Consider the following 16,557-nt stretch of genomic DNA (forward strand, 5'->3'; position numbering starts at 1 on the left):
GGCATGACCGGTGAGGACGCGCTGCTCGGGTTCGCCGCGGCGCTGCGCGCGGCCGGCGTCCCGGTCGACGCCGGGCGGGTCGCGGCGGCGGCCGAGGCGCTCGCGCACTGGGGCGTGGCCGAGGGCGGCCCCGAGCCGTACTGGCCGCTGCGGATCGCCTTCTGCAGCGCGGAGGGGCATCTGGCGGCCTTCGACATGGTGTACCGCCGCCGCTTCGGCCTCGAACCCCCGGACGGTGAGTCGCTCGACCAGGTCGCCGAAGCCCGCACCTCCGTGGTCGCGGTGACCGGGCCGGCCGGCGCGGCCGGCGACGGGCCCGGCGACGGCGACGGCGGCTCGGGCGGGGCCGGCGACGCGGCGCGGCTGGCCGCCCGCGACTTCGAGGAGATGACCGACGAGGAGCGGCGGGAGGCGGCGGAGTGGGTCCGGCGGCTGCGCCCGGTGCCGCGGCGGCGCACGATGCGCCCGCGCCCGGCCGCCCGCGGCCGCATCGACCCGGCCCGCACGATGCGGCTGATGCTGCGCAACGGCGGCGAGCTGCTGCGGATCCGCCGCCGCGCCGGCGCCGCGCGGCCGCGCCGCCTGCTGCTGCTCGTCGACGTGAGCGCGTCGATGCGGCCGTACAGCGACATGCTGCTGCGCCTGGCCCACGCCGCGCTGCACGCCGGGCCGGGCACCACCGAGGTCTTCGCGATCGGCACGCGGTACACCCGGCTCACCGGGCCGCTGCGCGCCCGCCGCCCCGAGGTCGCGCTCGCCGCCGCGGGCCGGGTGAAGACCGACTGGTCGGGCGGCACGACCCTCGGCATCGCGCTGCGCGACTTTCTGCGCGGCTGGGCCGGCACGAGCGCCGTGCGCTCCGCGATCGTCGTGCTCGGCACGGACGGCTTCGAGTTCCGCGAGCCGGAGCGGCTGGTCGCGCAGGTGGCCCGGCTCGCCGGGCTGGCCCGCACGCTCATCTGGGTCGACCCGGCCCGGCGCGGCCGGGACTATCGGGCACTGGACGAGCACGTCGCCCGGGCGCAGGTCCACGCCGCCGTCCTGGCCGGCTGCCACGACTTCGAAGCGATCCGTGAGCTGGCGGAGGCGATCACCGATGCGTGAGATCGAGACCCACGAGGATGCGGTACGCCGGGTGCTGCGCCGCGACGACCTGCTGACCCTGGCCGCGGCCGCCGACCGGGCCGTCGGCATCGTGCGCCAGCGCGACCTCGAGGCCCGCCGCGGCACCGCCGGGGCCACGCTGTTCGACCTGGCGCTCGAGCGGCAGGTCGCGCTGGCCGAGGGCGACCGCCGGTGGGCGATCCGGGCGCAGGCCTGGGACCACGCGGCGGTCCTGGTGCGGTACTGCGCGCTGGTCGGCACCGAGCTCGTGAGCACCTACACCGCCGCCGAGATGCACGCCCGGGCGCTGCGCGAGCTCGAGGAGCACGGCGGGCCGCCCGGCGTGCGCCGGCTCGACAAGGACCTCACCCTCGGCGTGTTCAACCGCTACCACGCGGCCCGCGACCTGCGCCTCGACGGCCGGCACCAGGAGGCCCTCGACCTGGCCCGGCGCTCGCCCCAGGACCTGTTCGGCACGGGCGCCGAGCCGCACATCGCGCACTGCCTCTACGAGGTCGGGGCCGGCTTCATCGAGCGCGGCGGCGCGCGGCAGGTCCGCGGGCAGCTCGACGAGCTGGAGGGGTACTGGCACGACACCCGCGCGAAGGGGTTCTCCACGCACTACCGCTACGAGTTCGTCCGGGCGCTCGCCGCATGGGCGGCCCGGCCGGGCGACCCGCGGGCGCGCCGGCACTTCGAGGACTCGATGCGGCTGCTGGGCATCGACCCGGCCGGCGAGGACGTCACCGCGCACGACGGCGAGGACCACCGCGGCGTCCGGGAGCTGTCGGTGCTGCTCGCGGCGGCCGAGTACCTCGCCGCGACCGGCGACGGGGCGGACCGGGCGACGGCGACGGACCTGGCGGCGCGCGCGCTCGAGGTGGCGGACGAGGTCCGGGCCCGGTGGCGGGTCATCGCCCGGTCGCGGGCGCCGCTGGCCGAGGTGTTCCATCGGATGTACGGCGACATCGCGCTCCTCGCGCACCGCATCGGCGACGAGCGGGCGGCGCGGCTGGGCCTGCGGGCGGCGCTGTCGGCCAAGTCGACGGGCTTCGCCACCCGGATCCGCGACGGGCTGACGTTCGACGGCAACCCCCTCGTCGACAACCTGCTGACCCAGATCGTCGAGATCGAGAACCCGGAGCCCGGCCCGATGACCGACACCCCGCAGAGCCGCCGCGAGCAGCTCGAGGCGCTGCGGGAGGAGCTCGTCGACGCGGTGTCGCCGATGCTCGCGGACACGGTCTTCCCGCCGCCGGCGGACGTCGCCGAACTCATCGCGAAGATCGGGCCCCGCTACGCCCTCGACTACGTCGAGCTGCGCGACAGCCTCGACCGCACGGCGTTCTTCCGCACGCTCATCGAACCCGGCGGCCGGATGGCGTTCGACCGCTTCGACCCGGGCGAGGACTTCCGCACGCTGGTCGAGCAGGGCACCCGCATCGGCGACCTCGTCCGCGCGCTGCGCGACATCGACCTCGACTCGATGCCAGGGCTGGCGGACGAGGGCGGCGTCGACTTCCGCGGGCTGGCCCGCGACGTGCTGCCGGCGCGGCTGACCGAGGAGATCCTGCCGGCGGCCGGCCCCGACGCGCCCGTGCGCCTGCTCGTGTCCGCGCACTCCTGGCTGAGCCTGGTGCCGTGGGCCGCCCTGCGCGTCGACGACGCCTCGACCCGGCTGGTGCAGCGGGCCGTCATCTCCCAGTGCCCCGTGCTCACCTGCCTGTCGGGCGACCTGCCGCCGCGGGTGGAGGGCGACGCCCTCATCCGGCTCGTCGGCCGCGACGAGCGGGTGAGCGTCTACGGCGAGCAGCTGCGCGGCGTGCACGTGGCCCAGGAGCGCGACGCCTGGGGCCTGGGGCTGTCCGACGACGGCGTGCGGCTCAGCTCGGGCCGGCTGCGCGCGGATGCCGTGCCGCAGCGGCACGAGGGCCGGTTCGACGACGCCCTGCGGGAGCGGGACCGCTGGCAGTTCCTGCACATCGCCACGCACGGCGGCGGCAAGGGGTTCGATCAGCTCCTCGGCATCCCCGGTGAGCCGCTGTCGGCGGCCCGGGCGCTCGGCCTGCGCTGGCCCGCGTCGGTGCTCATGGCCTCCTGCCACGTCGGGCTGGTGCTCAACGACCACGGGTCGGAGCCGCTGAGTCTCGTCATGGCGCTGCTGACCGGCGGGGCGCGGTGCGTGGTGGCCGGCATCGACAGCGTCGACGACGCCTCGACCGGGCGGGTCGCCGCGGCGATGGTGCGCTCCGCCCGGTCGCTGCACCTGCCGCTGGACGTCGCGCTGCGCAACGCCCAGCTCGCCGAGATCGCCGCGGGGACCCCGGCGAGCGGGTGGGCGCTGCTCAGCGCGTACGTCCAGTGAGGTCGATCCCGGCGGCCTCGGCCAGGGCCCAATGCACCAGGTCGAGCCGGCCGGGCTCGTCGGAGTGCTGGTCCAGCTGGAACCACTTGAGCCGCCACTCCTGGTAGCCGCGGTCGTCGGGGCCGAGGCCCCGGCAGGCGATCAGGGACCGGATGAACAGCGGCATGGTCGCCGCGCCGAGGCCCCGCTCCCGCCCCCGGCCGAGCCACGCGGACATGGCGTCGAGGGCGGCCTCGTCGAGGGTGTCGGAGGCGAGGAACGGCAGGTCGGCGCCCCGCCGCGACGGCAGGACCGAGCCGGGCTTGAGCAGCGCGAGGTTGAGCCGGACGTGCACCATCTGCCGCTGGAAGCCCGGGTCCATCTTCGCCGGGGCGCCGTCCGGCCCGGGCACGTCGGCCTCGATCGCCGTGTAGGCCCGCTCGAAGCGCCGCAGCGTGTCGCGCTCCCAGTCGTCCCACAAGTCGAACGGCGCGGGCGGACGCCGGCCCAGGCTCTGCATCGCCGGGCGCAGCGCCAGCAGCATCGACGCCGCCCGGGCCGTCATGATGCCGGGGTTCTGCAGGGCGGTGGGGCGCGTGAGCCGGTGCTCGTCGACCGCGGCGGCGAAGCCGGGATCGCGCCGGATCCGCTCGCCGGTGTCCAGCGCCCGCTCGCCGACGCTGAGCCCGGCGAGAAGCTCCCGGAAGATGCGCTGGATCCACTGCTCCTGCTCGGCGCGGCTGCGCTCGGGGTGCTCCCGGTCCTCGAACTGCTCGGCCCAGCGGGCCACGACCCGCTCGGCGGTGCGGCAGGCGGTGCCGGTCTCGGCCAGCGCCAGCTGGAGGAACACCTCGTCGAGGGCGAGCACGAAGCGCTCGCGGCCGGCGCCGTCGCCGTGGCTGTCGCGGAACTCGGCGTACTTCTGCCGGGCCTCGTCGTGCAGGGTCCAGGCCGCGTCGTAGCCGGCCACCGTGTCCCGCTTCGACTCGGCCAGCGCGAGCGCCCGCAGCGCGCCGAGGGCCCGCGGCGCGAACTCCGGCCACGGCAGCTGCCGCGCGCACTCGGTGATGCGGTCGACCCGGGTCAGCTCCGCCTCGCTGCGCGCCCGGGTGGCCGGGTCCGCGGCGTCGCGGTCGAACGACGCGGTGACCCGCTGGACGCAGTCCCACGTCGTCTCGTAGATCGCCCAGCCCATGAGCGGCAGCCGCTCGTAGAGCTCCGCGGGCGGCTCCTGGGTGGGGTTGTGCCGCAGGATCTCGCGGTACTCCTCGACGTCGGCGGCGAGCCGTCCGACGAGCTCGTCGTCGGTCTGCCTGGTCTTGGCGCGCAGCTGCGTGGCGATCTCGCGCAGTTCGTCCGGGCTCATCATCGGGCGTCTCCTTCTGCGTCCGGACCGTCCGGGTGCATCCTGAAATCAATCCCGCGGATCTCGTACCGCAGGCCGCTGGACCAGTCGCCGTCGACTTCGCGCCGGACTCCGGCCCCGAGCTGGTCGATGACGTCGCGCAGCCGCGAGCCGGGGTCCCCGCGCCGGTCACTGCGGGTCTGGGCGATGCCGGGCTGCTCCAGCGCGGCGAGGCTCTGCGGCGCCGAGGTGAGCACCACGAGGATCGTCTCCGGCCGCGCGTGCGCCGGATCGAGGCCGGGCACCCACGACATGCCGGCGCCGACCAGCACCTGGTCGTGGCGGCGCCCGAGGGTCAGCTCCCGCCCGGCCGGCAGCAGCCGCCCGGCCGGCGTCGCCCTGTAGATCACCGAGGTGCGGCCGGTGACGCCGATGTCCAGCAACGAGACGTACACCGGCACCGTGCTCTTGTTGTGCACCGTCACGTAGATGCGCTCCCCCGGGCGCAGGACGGCCCCGTCGCGCGGCAGCGGGTGCGCCGTCCCGTCGACGACCCGCCCCCACTCGACCGTGACCTCGGTCGCGTCCAGCGGGTACGTGTCGTCGCCGACGAGCCGGCGCAGCTGGGTCGCCTGGGCGTAGGTCTTCACCGCCGCCGCGAGGTGCCGGATGCCCTGCTCGTCGTCCCGGTACGGCGGGTGCAGCGGCCCGGTCCGGTCGCACAGCGTGAGGCCGCCGTCGGGCTCGATGCGCACCTCGGCCGCCCAGTCCTCCTCGCCGTCGCGGGCCACGCGGGCCAGCAGGGCCGTCTCCAGCGCGCCGAGCACCCGGTCCGCGCCCGGCGGCACCCGCACCGCGATCTGCGGCGCGGTCACCGACGTGGGGAAGGCCCGGGCCCCGATCGGCACCGCCGTGCGGCCCGGCGCGAACGTCACCGGCCCCGCGGCCGCCATCGCCGAGACCTCGTCGATCGTCAGGTCGCCGACGCTGTGGAGCGGGTCGGGCCGGTCCCGCCCGGCCGGCATGATCATGAACTCGTCGCCGTGCTGCACCCGCAGCAGCGGCGCGCAGTCCAGCCGGACCCGGCCGGTGCCGTCCAGCGCCGTCACCGGCAGCGAGTGCAGCCGGTCCTGGGTCTGCGTCGCGAACAGCAGGCGGTCGGCCGGCCCCTCGGATTCGGGCCGCTGGCCGTAGCCGAGCCCGACGACCCGGTGGCGCACCCGGTCGAGCACCGTCGCCCAGCTCACCGGCTCCTCGCCGGCCTCCTCGAGGGTGAGCGCGAGCGACTCGGTCAGCACGCCGGCGTACTCGCCGCCGGCGACCGGGTAGGAGTACGCGCGCTGCTCGGGCGCGCAGGCGACGACGCGCACGGCGTGCGGGTTGCTCTCGCCGATCCGGTCGGTGGGCAGCTCCAGCCGCTCGACGTGGGCCCGGACCTGTTCGTAGCGCGACGGCGGCACGGTGCGAAGCTCCAGGCTCGGGTCGCGCGACATCCGCCCGGAGTGGCAGCAGTCGAGGATGACCGTGACGTTGCGCGTCACGTCGGTCAGGCGCAGCAGCAGCACCGACAGCTCGGCCTGGGCGATGCCGCGGAAGTCGCCGTCGACCTCCGGCCGGTAGTCGACCGGGACGATGTACTGCAGCTCGGCCGGCCCCGGCCCGTGGCCGGCCGCCTCGACGTAGCCGCCGTGGCCGGAGTAGTAGACGACGACCGCGTCGCCCGGCCGCGCGTCTTCGATGAGCTCCTCGTACGCCCGCAGGATGCCGTCGCGGGTCGCCTGCTCGGGGCGGCACGCGCGGACCGCGAACCCGCGGCCCTCGAGGGTCCGGCGCATGGTCGCCAGGTCGCGGGCCACGCCGCGCAGCCCGCCGTAGTCGGAGCCGATGATCAGCGCCTTCTGCGGCGACTCCTTCGCCAGCACCCGCTCGATGCGGCCCCAGCGCTCGGGCGCGTTGTACCGGTCGAGGACCGTCCACTCGCTGCGCCACCGGCGGTAGTCGGCGGTCGCGTGGGCGTCGTTGCGGCAGGCCTCGACGGACTGCACGAACCGCGGCATGGAGGCGCTGCCGATGATGCTCGCGTCCCCGCGCACCTTGCCGTCGCCGGCCGCCCCGTCGGGCGCGGCCAGCCACCGGGCCATGGCCAGGGCCCCGCCGTCGTCGAGCCGGTCCAGGGTCAGCGTCTCGTCGACGACCAGCGGCTCGGCGAGGCGCTGCTCGGCCGCGAGCAGCGCCAGGTGCAGGCAGAACTGCACGATCGTGCGGGCGTGGTCCTTGAGCAGCGGCACCTCGGTGCCGTCGGCCCTGCGCACCGGCCGGCGCAGGAACTGGAACGCCGCGTGGAACCGGTCCAGCAGCGACTCCATGAACGCGGCCCAGGTGTCGTGCTTGGGCGGGCGCATCCCGAGGCGCTGCATCTCGGGGCAGAACGAGTACATGAGCAGCAGCGCCCGGCAGGTCATGATCGCGGGGTTGCGGAACCCCGCCTTCATGATGAGCCGCTTCTCGGTGACCGCGTCGACGAAGCCGTGCTCCCGGTCGATGCGGTCCCCGATGGCCAGCGCCTCCTCGCCGACCGCGGCCCCGTCGGAGAGCTGCCGGAACATGCGCCGCACCCAGGTGTCCGCGGCCCGCCGCTCCGCGTCGGGGTCGGCGCCCTCCCAGTCGTCGAGCCAGCGCCCGATGACCTGCTCCGCCGTGCGGCAGGCGGTCCCGGTCTCGGCGAGCGCGAGCTGCAGCAGCATCTCGTCGAGGTCGAGCACGAACCGTTTCGCCGCCGCCGAGTCGCCGTGGCTGTCGAGGTACGACCGGTGCTTCTCCCGGGCCTCCTCGTGCAGCGTCCAGGCCACGTCGTACCCGCTGACGGTGTCGCGCTTGGATTCCACGAGCGCCTGCGCCCGGATGGTCCCGAGCCCGCGCGGCGCGTACTCCGGCCACGGCAGCGCCCGGGCGGCGTCGGCGAGCCGCTCGATGAGCATCGCGTTGCGCAGCGAGGTGGCGGCCTCCTCGCCCGGCAGCGAGTCGAACCCGGCCTTGACGTCCCACAGCAGCATGAGCGAGGCCTCGTACATCAGCCATCCGGCCAGCGGCAGCCGGTCGACGAGGTCCGCGGGCGGCTCCTGCGCCGGCGCCTCGGCCAGCCGCCGCCGGTACTGCTCCACCTCGCGCTCGACGCGCCCGACGAGCTCCTCGTCGACGACGGCGGTCTTCGCCCGCACGGCAACACAGAGCGAACGCAGCTCATCCGCGCTCAGCATGGCGACCAGCCCCTCCCCATCCGGTGGCGCATCCGACTTCTTCTGACGGACAGGTCCGCGCGACCGGAACGATCGTCAGGAACGGCCGGCGGCGAGGGCGGTCCGGATCCCGGCGATGAACGGGGAGCGCAGGAGCTGCTCCCACGGCAGGAACAGCGGCACCGGGAGGGTGTCCAGGTCGAACCAGGACTGGGCGACGAACTTGTCCGGTTCGCGGACCTCCGGGGTGCCCTCCACCTCGGTGGACAGCATCCACACCGTCACGTAGTGGCGGGACTCGGCGGCGAAGACGTCGTTCGTCACCGCCACCGGGCGCAAGGACGACACGGTCAGCCCGGTCTCCTCCAGGACCTCGCGCGCGGCGGCCGTCTCGAACGACTCGCCGTACTCCAGGTGGCCGCCCGGCAGGGACCACGTGCCCTCGCCGTGGGCGCCCCGGCGCCGGCCCATCAGGAAGCGGCCGGCGCGGACCGCGAAGACGCCGACGCCGACGCGCGGTGAGCTAGCCATCACGCGCGCCACAGTACCGCCCGGGATCACCCGGAAGGCGTCTAGTGTGTTCGCCACAAGAAGCACGAAGCACCAAGAAGCACGTGACAGGGACGGGGAACGTGGTGCGACTTCGGCTGGAGGCCGGGGAGAGCCGGTGGCGGTACGCGGTCCGGCTGCTCGTCGTGCTGCTGTGCGCGGCGGCGCTGCTGCAGGCGGCGCGGCCCGGCGTGTACTCGGCGCGGACGGGGGCCGCCCTGATCGCCGACGGGGACCCGGCGGGGCGGCAGTTCCGGGAGCAGCAGGAGTACATCGCCGACGAGCTCGACCGGCAGGTGCCGGCCGGGGCGCGGGTCGTGGTCGACAGCGCCGACGGGAACTGGAAGCTGCGCATCACCGAGCTGGCGACCGTGCGCGGGATCGTCGTCGTCGGGGACGGCGGGGATCTCGTGGTCAGGGTCGAATTCGACCCGGCGGCGCCGCACGGGGTGCGGGTCGTGACGCGGCGGGCGGGCGGCGCATGACCAGCGTGCTCGGGATCCTGCTGCTCGTCGTGCTCGGGCTGCCGCTGGCCTACTCGGTCACGCGGGCGGTGCCGCTCGCCCTGGTGTTCGCGCCGATCGCGGGGGCCGCCGTGGCGACCGGGGGCGTGCTGCTCATGATCGTCGCCGGCGGGCCGCTGCTGCCCTGGATCGTCCCCGTGTTCGTGCTGACCGGCGCGATCGCCTACTGGAAACGCCGGGCGGCGCCCGTGCCGCTGGGCCGGTGGCGGGACGCGCTGCTGCTCACCGTGCCGCTCGTGCCGCCGTTCCTGCCGATCGTGCGCCAGCCGCTGCTGTGGGACGCGCACATGATCTGGTGGCTGCACGCCGGGTACTTCGAGCAGGGCAGCGCCTTCACCCGCGAGTCGATCGGCAACCCCGCGCTGTCGTTCAGCCACCAGGACTACCCGCCGCTGGCCTCGGCGCCGGTCGCGCTCGTCTGGCGGGTGCTCGGCACGCACGAGTTCTACCCCGCGGCCATCGTGTCCGGGGTGCTCACGTTCTCCGCGGTCGCCGCCGCCGTGTACGCCCTGCGGCTGGTCACCGCCGCCGGGCCCGCGCTGGTGTCGTGGGCGGCGGCGGTCGCGGTCGGCTGGTCGGCGTTCAGTCCTCTGTGGATGGTGCCGACCGCGGGCTTCAGCGACGCGATGTGCGCCGCCGCCTTCGCCGCCGGAGTGGTACTCCTCGTGCTCGGCCGGGAGCCGTTCGGCCCGACGCTGCCCCTCGCGATGCTGCTGCTGAGCTCGGCGGCGCTGATGAAGAACGAGGGGCTGAGCATGGTGCTCGCCCTCGCCGTCGTGGGCACGGTCAAGTACCGCCGCAGCATCCGCCGCATCGGGTGGGTCTGGCTGCCGGTCGGCGTCGCCGCGGTGTGGTCGGCGGTGGCCCGGGCGCTCGGCGCGCGGACCGACGTGCTCACCGGCGGGCGCTTCGAGGCGCTGCTGCACGGCGACCCCGACACGGCGGGACGGTTCCCGCACGTCTTCGCGACGATGGCCGGACGGGTCGACTGGATCGTGGGGTACGCCATGATCGCCGCCCTGCTGGGCCTGCTCTTCCTGCGCGGGCGCCGGCGCGCGCTCGGCGTCGGCGAGGACCTCTGGCTGTGGGCGGTCGCCGGGCTGTACTGGTGCGCGCTCACGCTCATCTACATGATCACGCCGATGCCGCTGGAGTGGCACCTGAGCACGTCGGTGGACCGGGTCGTGATCCTCATCGTCGTGCTCGCCTGCGCCAGCGCCGCCACCTGGGCCGTCACCGCGCTGCACGGGCCGGGCGGGCCGGCGGCGGCCGGAGCGCCGGCCCCCGCCGAGGAGGCCGGCGCGCGGGTCTAGGGGCCGGTCAGTCGCGGCCGAAGAGGCGGGAGAAGAAGCCCTTGCGCTCCGCCTTGTGCGGGGCCCGCGGCCGCGGTACGGCCACCTTGTCCACGTTGTGGTGCCGCTCGACGTGCTCCTCGACCGTGTGGTGGCCGGACACGACCTTCACCTTGGTCTTCTCGTCCTCGACCTTGTCGACCTCGACCTCGCCGGACTTCGTCGGCCGGCGGCGCACGGTCGTGGTCCTCGTGGTCTTCACGACCGTCTCGCGGTCGTCGTCGAGCTCGCCGGCCGGGATGAACTCCGCGGCCGGCTGGACGTGGGCGGCCCGGTAGCGCAGCGGTTCCCACAGCGGGCCGGGGATCACGTGTACGCCGAAGTGCGTGCGGTGGTGCACCGCGCACAGCGGCTCGAGGTTGCCCGGCGACTCGATCCACTCCTGGAAGTCGCCGTCGTCGTCGAGGTGCAGCCCGAGCTGCTGGTTGATCTTGTCCAGGTCGATGCCGCCGGCCTGGGAGAACTCGATGTGCGAGTGGTGCAGCTCGACGTTGCCGCCGCAGTAGTTGTCGCTGATCGCGCAGCGCCACAGGCCCTGGCGTTTCATCCGCGCCTTGACCTGCTCGAAGAGGTGGTAGTGGGGGTCTTCCTCGCGCGGCTCGTGGGCCGGCACATGCGTGATCAGGTGGAGTGTGAGCCCCTGGTCGTGCGCATCGGTCATGACGCGCATCTCAGCGGCGCGCGCGCCTCAGAGCAAACGACACGCCGTGAGATTTTGACGACTTCATGACAAGCGGGGCTCACCACCCGTTTCTAGTCGGTGCCCGCCTCCATGGCGGCCTGGTCGAGCAGGTCGTCGTCGGTCGGGCCGTTGCCGCGGGCGGCGATCGCCGCCGCGCCGCCGGCCGGCATCGCGCCGAGCAGGTCGGCCGACGGGGTCTGGTTGGCGCCGATGAGCATCGGGTGCGGGCTGCCGATGACGTTGAGCGTGACGTACTGCTCGAGCTTGGCCCGCGAGTCGGCGATGTCGAGGTTGCGCATGGTCAGCTGGCCGATGCGGTCGACCGGGCCGAACGCGGCGTCCTCCTTGCGCTCCATCGACAGCTTGTCCGGGTGGTAGGACAGGGCGGGGCCGCGGGTGTCCAGCACCGAGTAGTCCTCGCCCCGGCGCAGGCGCAGCGTCACCTCGCCGGTGACGGCGCTGCCGACCCAGCGCTGCAGCGCCTCGCGCAGCATGAGGGCCTGCGGGTCGAGCCAGCGCCCCTCGTACAGCAGCCGGCCCAGCTTGCGGCCTTCGTTGTGGTACGCCGCGACCGTGTCCTCGTTGTGGATGGCGTTGATGAGCCGCTCGTAGGCGGCGTGCAGCAGCGCCATGCCGGGCGCCTCGTAGATGCCGCGGCTCTTGGCCTCGATGATGCGGTTCTCGATCTGGTCGGACATGCCCAGCCCGTGCCGGCCGCCGATCGCGTTGGCCTCGAGCACCAGGTCGACGGCGCTGGCGAACTGCTTGCCGTTGATGCTGACCGGCCGCCCCTGCGCGAAGCCGATCGTCACGTCCTCGGCGAGGATCTCCACGCCGGGGTCCCAGAAGCGCACGCCCATGATCGGGTCGACGATCTCGATGCCGGTGTCGAGGTGCTCGAGGAGCTTGGCCTCGTGGGTGGCACCCCAGATGTTGGCGTCGGTGGAGTACGCCTTCTCGGTGCTGTCGCGGTAGGGCAGCCCGTGGTCGACCAGCCACTCCGACATCTCCTTGCGCCCGCCGAGCTCGCCGACGAAGGCGGCGTCCAGCCACGGCTTGTAGATGCGCAGGGAGGGGTTGGCCAGCAGCCCGTAGCGGTAGAACCGCTCGATGTCGTTGCCCTTGAACGTGGAGCCGTCGCCCCAGATCTGCACGTCGTCCTCGAGCATGGCCCGCACCAGCAGGGTGCCGGCCACGGCCCGCCCGAGCGGCGTGGTGTTGAAGTACGCGCGCCCGCCGGAGCGGATGTGGAACGCGCCGCAGGCCAGCGCGGCCAGGCCCTCCTCGACGAGGCTGGCCCGGCAGTCGACGAGGCGGGCGATCTCGGCCCCGTAGGCCGTCGCGCGCGAGGGCACCGAGGCGATGTCGGGCTCGTCGTACTGACCGAGGTCGGCGGTGTAGGTGCACGGCGTGGCGCCCTTTTCGCGCATCCACGCGACCGCCACCGACGTGTCGAGCCCGCCCGAGAAGGCGATCCCGACGCGCTCACCGACAGGCAGGGAGTTCAGAACCTTGGACACGAGGAAAGCATATACGACGCAGTGCATAACCATGCAACCCCGGTGTCGTACCCCACCATCACTTCTCCCGCCGCCATGTACACACTGCGTGAATTCGGACCCTTCTCGTCACCTTGACGCAAAGATGAGCGCCTATCTAGGCTGACTTCTCGTCAGATTGACGTTTACCCCCTGGACGGTGCCCGTGATCTCGAACTCGTATGCACCAACGCTCCGCGGTTGGCTGACCGCCCGCCGGCCGAGACCCGCGCCGTGGCCGGCCGTCGAGGAAGAGGACACCAACGCGACGCGCCATCTCAGCGCCGGCGCCTACCTCGACGAGGAGTTCTGCCGGTCGGCCCTGCGCGAGATCTATTACCGCCCCAAGCGCATCGTCGCGCCCTCGCACGGGTTCGACACCCTCGCCGTGCTCGGCCACTGCCTGCGGTCGCGCCGGGCGATGACCGCCCGGGACACCGTCATCGTCGGCGCGCTGGTCACCGCGGCCTGGCTGTCGATTCCGGCGCTGCTCACGACGCTCGGGGTGTGCCTTGCCGTCCACGTGGTCGCCACCACCGCCGTGGTCGGGCGGGACTCCATCCGGTACCTGCGCGACTCCTTGCACTTCGGCGGCGGCCACGGCCAGGCGGCCCGGGGCGACAGCACGCATCCGCGCACCTTCCGGCGCCTTTGGCTGGAGAACCTGTACGCGCAGGTAGTAGCCCGCGTCGTCGGCTTGGCAACGATGTACGTGACATTCATCGCCGTCGCGGCCGTCGCCCACCTCGGGCTGCTCGGGGACTCCTGGATCGGCTCCCTCTCGGTGTTCGTCCTCGCCGGCCCGGTGACGGCGGTGTTCCTGGCGGTGGCGCTCTGCCGGGCCTGGAGCCACCGGCAGCTGCGAGACCTCAAGCCGCGCAAGGCCACGAGGCGGCCCGTGCACAACGCCCGGCTGGAGCAGATCGGCGAGCAGCTCGGCGGCAACACGGTCGTGTTCTCGGGCTACCAGCCCTTCGTCGGCTCGGGTCGCGTGCTGCGCCGGTGGGATCTCACGCAACGCCTCGTCGTGGCGCCGCCGCCGCTGGTGGGCGCGGCGGAGCGGGAGACCGAGTCGAAGCGGGAGTTCGCCCGCCCGCCGTTCACCGCGAACGAGATCAGCGAGTACGTCCGCGACCACATCCGGTCCCTCGCCAACGACGCGCTTCCGGAGCGCCGGCTGCCGGCGCTGACGGTGCACGACCGGATTTTCGTCGCCGGCACCGAGATCTCGACCCTGCGCCCGCACTCGTCGCCCGAACGCGTCCGGGAGATCATCCGCAACCCGACCGCACCCGAACGGCACTACCTCGTGTGCCAGGTCGTCTCCTGGCACGGCGAGCTCGTCACCACCGTGTACGTGCACTTCGCCGTTCAGGGCAAGTCGCTCTACCTCGAGCTGCAGGTCACCGGCCTGCTGCCGTGCGACGAACGGTTCCGGGTGGTCGACCAGGTCGGCGGCACGGCGTGGACGGCGACGTTCAGGGCCGGCCTGCATGCCCTGGTCGCCACCCCCGCCACCGTGGCCGCCGCGCCGGGCGCGCTCGCGCGGGCCGGGCGCGACCTGCTCACGATCCGGATGTCCGGGCGACGCCGCTCGACCGGCGTGGCCCAGGGCTTCGACTACGGGGCCGCAATCGCGCTGCGCGAGCTCGGCCAGTCGGCCGAGATGCGGGATCACATGCAGACGCAGGACGTCATCAAGTACGGCCGGATCATCGAGCGGCGGGTGCTCGCCGCGGTCCTGGACTTTCTCGAGCAGCGCGGGGTCGACGTGACCGAGTACCGCCAGCGCTCGCTCACGATCCTCAGCGCCGGCGCCGTGGCCATGGAGGGCGGGACGGTCAACGTCACCGGAGACGCCGTCGGCACGCAGAACACCACCACCACGACGGGAGAGCAGTGATGGGCGGCAACTACGGCATCTACAGCACGGGCGGCACGGTCAACGTCGGCGGCGACGTCGCGGGCACCATGCACAAGACGGTGCGGCCGGACCCGGTCCCGGGGCCCGTGCGGGCGGGGCGGCGGGCCGACGTCGGCATCCTCACGGTGCTCACCGAGGAGCTCGTTGCCGTCGTGGAGATGCTGCAGCGGCACGACGCGTACCGTGCGGTGCGCCTCGCCGGCGGCGCCCAGGCGCACACGGCCCGCATTCCGGCCGAGGGCGGCGCGCTCACGGTGACCGCCATGCAGACGCTCGACCGCGGCGGGCGCTCGGCGGCGCTGGCCTACCAGCGGCTGCGGCACGAGTTCGATCCGGCCGTGGTACTGCTGGTCGGCATCGCCGGCGGGGTGTCGGGCGGCATCGGCGGCGACCCCGATCGCCGGCTGACGATCGGCGACGTGGTCGTCGCCGACGAGGTCGTCTACTACGACGCCCGGCGCGAGACCCGCGACGGTCCGCGCCGGCGGGGCTCGAGCCAGCCGATGGCGGCGGCGCTGCGGCACCGCCTCAACGAGTTCTTCCGCCGCTGGCCCGGCCGGGTGCCGGTCGACGGGGTCGACGTCCGGGTCTGGCGCGGCCCGATCGGCTCGGGCGACGCCGTGATCACCGACGCCGGCAGCGACATCCTCGAGTACCTGCGCCGCTTCAACGAGAAGATGCTCGCCGTCGAGACCGAGGCGGGCGGCGTCGGCCAGGCGTTCTACGAGGAGCTCGACGGCGGCGACGGGCTCGTCGGGTGGCTGACGATCCGCGGCATCTCGGACCTCGCCGACGAGGCCAAGCGCCACGACAGCCACCGGCTGGCGGCCCGCAACGCCGCGGCCGTCACGGAGCGTCTCCTGCCGCTGCTGCGCGTGGACGGGGACGCGTCGTGAGCGCGACCGTTTGTGCCGGGCCGACCGCGGCCGTTGGTTACTCTCCGCTGATGCGCGAGCCGTCATCCCTGCGGTACAACGCCAGCCTGACCGTGGACCTGGCGATCCTCACCATCCGCGGCGAGCGGCTCAACGTGCTGCTCATCGAGCGCGGCAAGCCGCCGTTCCCGGGGCGGCTGGCGCTGCCGGGCGGGTTTGTGCTCGACGACGAGGACCTCGACCGGGCCGCCGCCCGCGAGCTGTGGGAGGAGACCGGCATCGGCGAGGGCCTGCACATGGAGCAGCTGCGCACCTATGCGGCGCCCGGCCGTGACCCGCGCGGGCGGGTGGCGTCGGTGGCGTACCTGGCGATCGCGCCGGACCTGCCGGTGCCGGTCGCGGGTACCGACGCGGCCGCCGCCCGCTGGGTGCCGGTGGGCGAGGAGGGCGAACTGGCCTTCGACCACGGGGACATCCTCGGCGATGCGGTCGAGCGGGCGCGGGCGAAGCTCGAGTATTCGCCGCTGGCGACGGCGTTCTGCCGGGAGCCGTTCACGATCGCCGACCTGCGCTCGGTGTACGAGGTGGTGTGGGGCGTGCGGGTCGACCCGCGCAACTTCCACCGCAAGGTGACCGGCGTCGACGACTTCATCGTCGCCACGGGCGAGCGGCGCAGCCTGCCGACGGGGCGGCCGGCCGCGCTCTACCGGCGCGGGCGGGCGGAGCTGCTGTACCCGCCGATGATGCGCCCGGGCCGCCCGGACGAGGTGGCGTCGTGAGCGCCGCCGGGCACAACGCGTGGTGCGCCCGCGATCATCGCTGCGGGCTGCGCGAGCACCGCTCCGAGCCGATCGTGATCTCGCTGCCCCACGCCGGCGGCGGGGTGCTCACCCGCGTCGCCGGGCGGGACGGGCGGCAGTTCGCCGAGGTACGGCTGCAGATCCCGCTGCCGTGCGGCGATGCCGCCGCCCGGGTGCGCCTGGTCGCGCTGCTGTCCGCGATCCCTGTCCTGCTCGGACGGCGCGCCGCACCGAGGTGAAGGTCGGTCGCCTTCGCCGCGGTGGACGGTCGCGCCACAGTCGCG

Annotated in this window: 13 protein-coding genes; 8 read left to right on the forward strand and 5 right to left on the reverse strand. The window is 74.1% G+C overall.

The genetic code is table 11. The features are described from left to right. Nucleotides 1–3: 3 nt before the first annotated feature. Both ACQEVU_RS40675 and ACQEVU_RS40680 read left to right on the forward strand, forming a co-directional pair. A complete protein-coding gene (locus ACQEVU_RS40675) occupies nt 4–1,104 on the forward strand; it encodes a VWA domain-containing protein (RefSeq protein ID WP_433333372.1) in 1,101 nt (366 codons plus the stop codon). Beyond that, nucleotides 1,097–3,469 (forward strand): CHAT domain-containing protein, encoded by a 2,373-nt coding sequence (locus ACQEVU_RS40680; protein ID WP_433333374.1) that lies wholly within the window; start codon nt 1,097–1,099, stop codon nt 3,467–3,469. The genes ACQEVU_RS40675 and ACQEVU_RS40680 overlap by 8 nt, the downstream gene beginning before the upstream one ends. On the opposite strand, the gene ACQEVU_RS40685 is transcribed toward ACQEVU_RS40680, so the two are convergent. From ACQEVU_RS40685 to ACQEVU_RS40695, 3 genes are all read right to left on the reverse strand, one after another. Beyond that, complete coding sequence (locus ACQEVU_RS40685) at nt 3,450–4,817, reverse strand: hypothetical protein (protein WP_433333376.1); 1,368 nt, start codon at nt 4,815–4,817, stop codon at nt 3,450–3,452. The genes ACQEVU_RS40680 and ACQEVU_RS40685 overlap by 20 nt on opposite strands. After that, nucleotides 4,814–8,050, reverse strand: a complete 3,237-nt coding sequence (locus ACQEVU_RS40690) for a caspase family protein (RefSeq protein WP_433333378.1) — start codon at nt 8,048–8,050, stop codon at nt 4,814–4,816. Before ACQEVU_RS40690 ends, ACQEVU_RS40685 begins: the two co-directional genes overlap by 4 nt. A 75-nt stretch (nt 8,051–8,125) precedes the next feature. Continuing rightward, nucleotides 8,126–8,560 carry a nucleotide triphosphate diphosphatase NUDT15 gene (locus tag ACQEVU_RS40695; protein WP_433335270.1) on the reverse strand — a complete coding sequence of 145 codons (435 nt, stop codon included), beginning with the start codon at nt 8,558–8,560 and terminating at the stop codon, nt 8,126–8,128. Between the two features lie 101 nt (nt 8,561–8,661). Here ACQEVU_RS40695 and ACQEVU_RS40700 point away from each other — a divergent pair, with 101 nt between their 5' ends. Both ACQEVU_RS40700 and ACQEVU_RS40705 read left to right on the forward strand, forming a co-directional pair. Further along, nucleotides 8,662–9,063 (forward strand): hypothetical protein, encoded by a 402-nt coding sequence (locus ACQEVU_RS40700; RefSeq protein WP_433333380.1) that lies wholly within the window; start codon nt 8,662–8,664, stop codon nt 9,061–9,063. After that, nucleotides 9,060–10,415 carry a hypothetical protein gene (locus tag ACQEVU_RS40705; RefSeq protein WP_433333382.1) on the forward strand — a complete coding sequence of 452 codons (1,356 nt, stop codon included), beginning with the start codon at nt 9,060–9,062 and terminating at the stop codon, nt 10,413–10,415. The genes ACQEVU_RS40700 and ACQEVU_RS40705 overlap by 4 nt, the downstream gene beginning before the upstream one ends. 7 nt (nt 10,416–10,422) lie before the next feature. Here the strand turns inward: ACQEVU_RS40705 and ACQEVU_RS40710 are convergent, their stop codons facing one another. Together ACQEVU_RS40710 and argG are read right to left on the reverse strand one after the other, a co-directional pair. Next, the gene (locus tag ACQEVU_RS40710; protein ID WP_433333384.1) at nt 10,423–11,115 is read right to left on the reverse strand and encodes a hypothetical protein; all 693 of its coding nucleotides are present in this window, start codon (nt 11,113–11,115) and stop codon (nt 10,423–10,425) included. Nucleotides 11,116–11,207: 92 nt separating this feature from the next. Beyond that, on the reverse strand, nt 11,208–12,656 hold the full coding sequence (gene argG / locus ACQEVU_RS40715; protein ID WP_433333386.1) for an argininosuccinate synthase: 1,449 nt from the start codon (nt 12,654–12,656) through the stop codon (nt 11,208–11,210). Between the two features lie 178 nt (nt 12,657–12,834). Between argG and ACQEVU_RS40720 the strand changes: the two genes are divergently transcribed. From ACQEVU_RS40720 to ACQEVU_RS40735, 4 genes are read left to right on the forward strand one after another with little or no spacing between them, the layout of a single operon-like run. Then, nucleotides 12,835–14,577, forward strand: a complete 1,743-nt coding sequence (locus ACQEVU_RS40720) for a hypothetical protein (protein WP_433333388.1) — start codon at nt 12,835–12,837, stop codon at nt 14,575–14,577. Then, nucleotides 14,577–15,494 carry a hypothetical protein gene (locus ACQEVU_RS40725; RefSeq protein WP_433333390.1) on the forward strand — a complete coding sequence of 306 codons (918 nt, stop codon included), beginning with the start codon at nt 14,577–14,579 and terminating at the stop codon, nt 15,492–15,494. The genes ACQEVU_RS40720 and ACQEVU_RS40725 overlap by 1 nt, the downstream gene beginning before the upstream one ends. A gap of 50 nt (nt 15,495–15,544) precedes the next feature. Beyond that, entirely contained in the window at nt 15,545–16,252 is a 708-nt protein-coding gene (locus tag ACQEVU_RS40730) for an NUDIX hydrolase (RefSeq protein ID WP_433333392.1), read from the forward strand. Next, nucleotides 16,249–16,512: a hypothetical protein gene (locus tag ACQEVU_RS40735; RefSeq protein ID WP_433333394.1), complete on the forward strand. Its 264-nt coding sequence runs from the start codon at nt 16,249–16,251 to the stop codon at nt 16,510–16,512. The genes ACQEVU_RS40730 and ACQEVU_RS40735 overlap by 4 nt, the downstream gene beginning before the upstream one ends. Nucleotides 16,513–16,557: the final 45 nt, after the last annotated feature.

The sequence above is a fragment of the Dactylosporangium sp. CA-139066 genome (assembly GCF_050936175.1).
In the GTDB taxonomy this organism is placed as follows: domain Bacteria; phylum Actinomycetota; class Actinomycetes; order Mycobacteriales; family Micromonosporaceae; genus Dactylosporangium.

Bases quoted from the DNA above. Each gene is read 5' to 3' on its own strand.
- ACQEVU_RS40675 (WP_433333372.1), top strand. From the start codon at position 4: ATGACCGGTGAGGACGCGCTGCTCGGGTTCGCCGCGGCGCTGCGCGCG.
- ACQEVU_RS40730 (WP_433333392.1), top strand. From the start codon at position 15,545: ATGCGCGAGCCGTCATCCCTGCGGTACAACGCCAGCCTGACCGTGGAC.
- ACQEVU_RS40695 (WP_433335270.1), bottom strand. From the start codon at position 8,560: ATGGCTAGCTCACCGCGCGTCGGCGTCGGCGTCTTCGCGGTCCGCGCC.
- ACQEVU_RS40725 (WP_433333390.1), top strand. From the start codon at position 14,577: ATGGGCGGCAACTACGGCATCTACAGCACGGGCGGCACGGTCAACGTC.
- ACQEVU_RS40690 (WP_433333378.1), bottom strand. From the start codon at position 8,050: ATGCTGAGCGCGGATGAGCTGCGTTCGCTCTGTGTTGCCGTGCGGGCG.
- ACQEVU_RS40685 (WP_433333376.1), bottom strand. From the start codon at position 4,817: ATGATGAGCCCGGACGAACTGCGCGAGATCGCCACGCAGCTGCGCGCC.
- ACQEVU_RS40710 (WP_433333384.1), bottom strand. From the start codon at position 11,115: ATGACCGATGCGCACGACCAGGGGCTCACACTCCACCTGATCACGCAT.
- ACQEVU_RS40680 (WP_433333374.1), top strand. From the start codon at position 1,097: ATGCGTGAGATCGAGACCCACGAGGATGCGGTACGCCGGGTGCTGCGC.
- ACQEVU_RS40705 (WP_433333382.1), top strand. From the start codon at position 9,060: ATGACCAGCGTGCTCGGGATCCTGCTGCTCGTCGTGCTCGGGCTGCCG.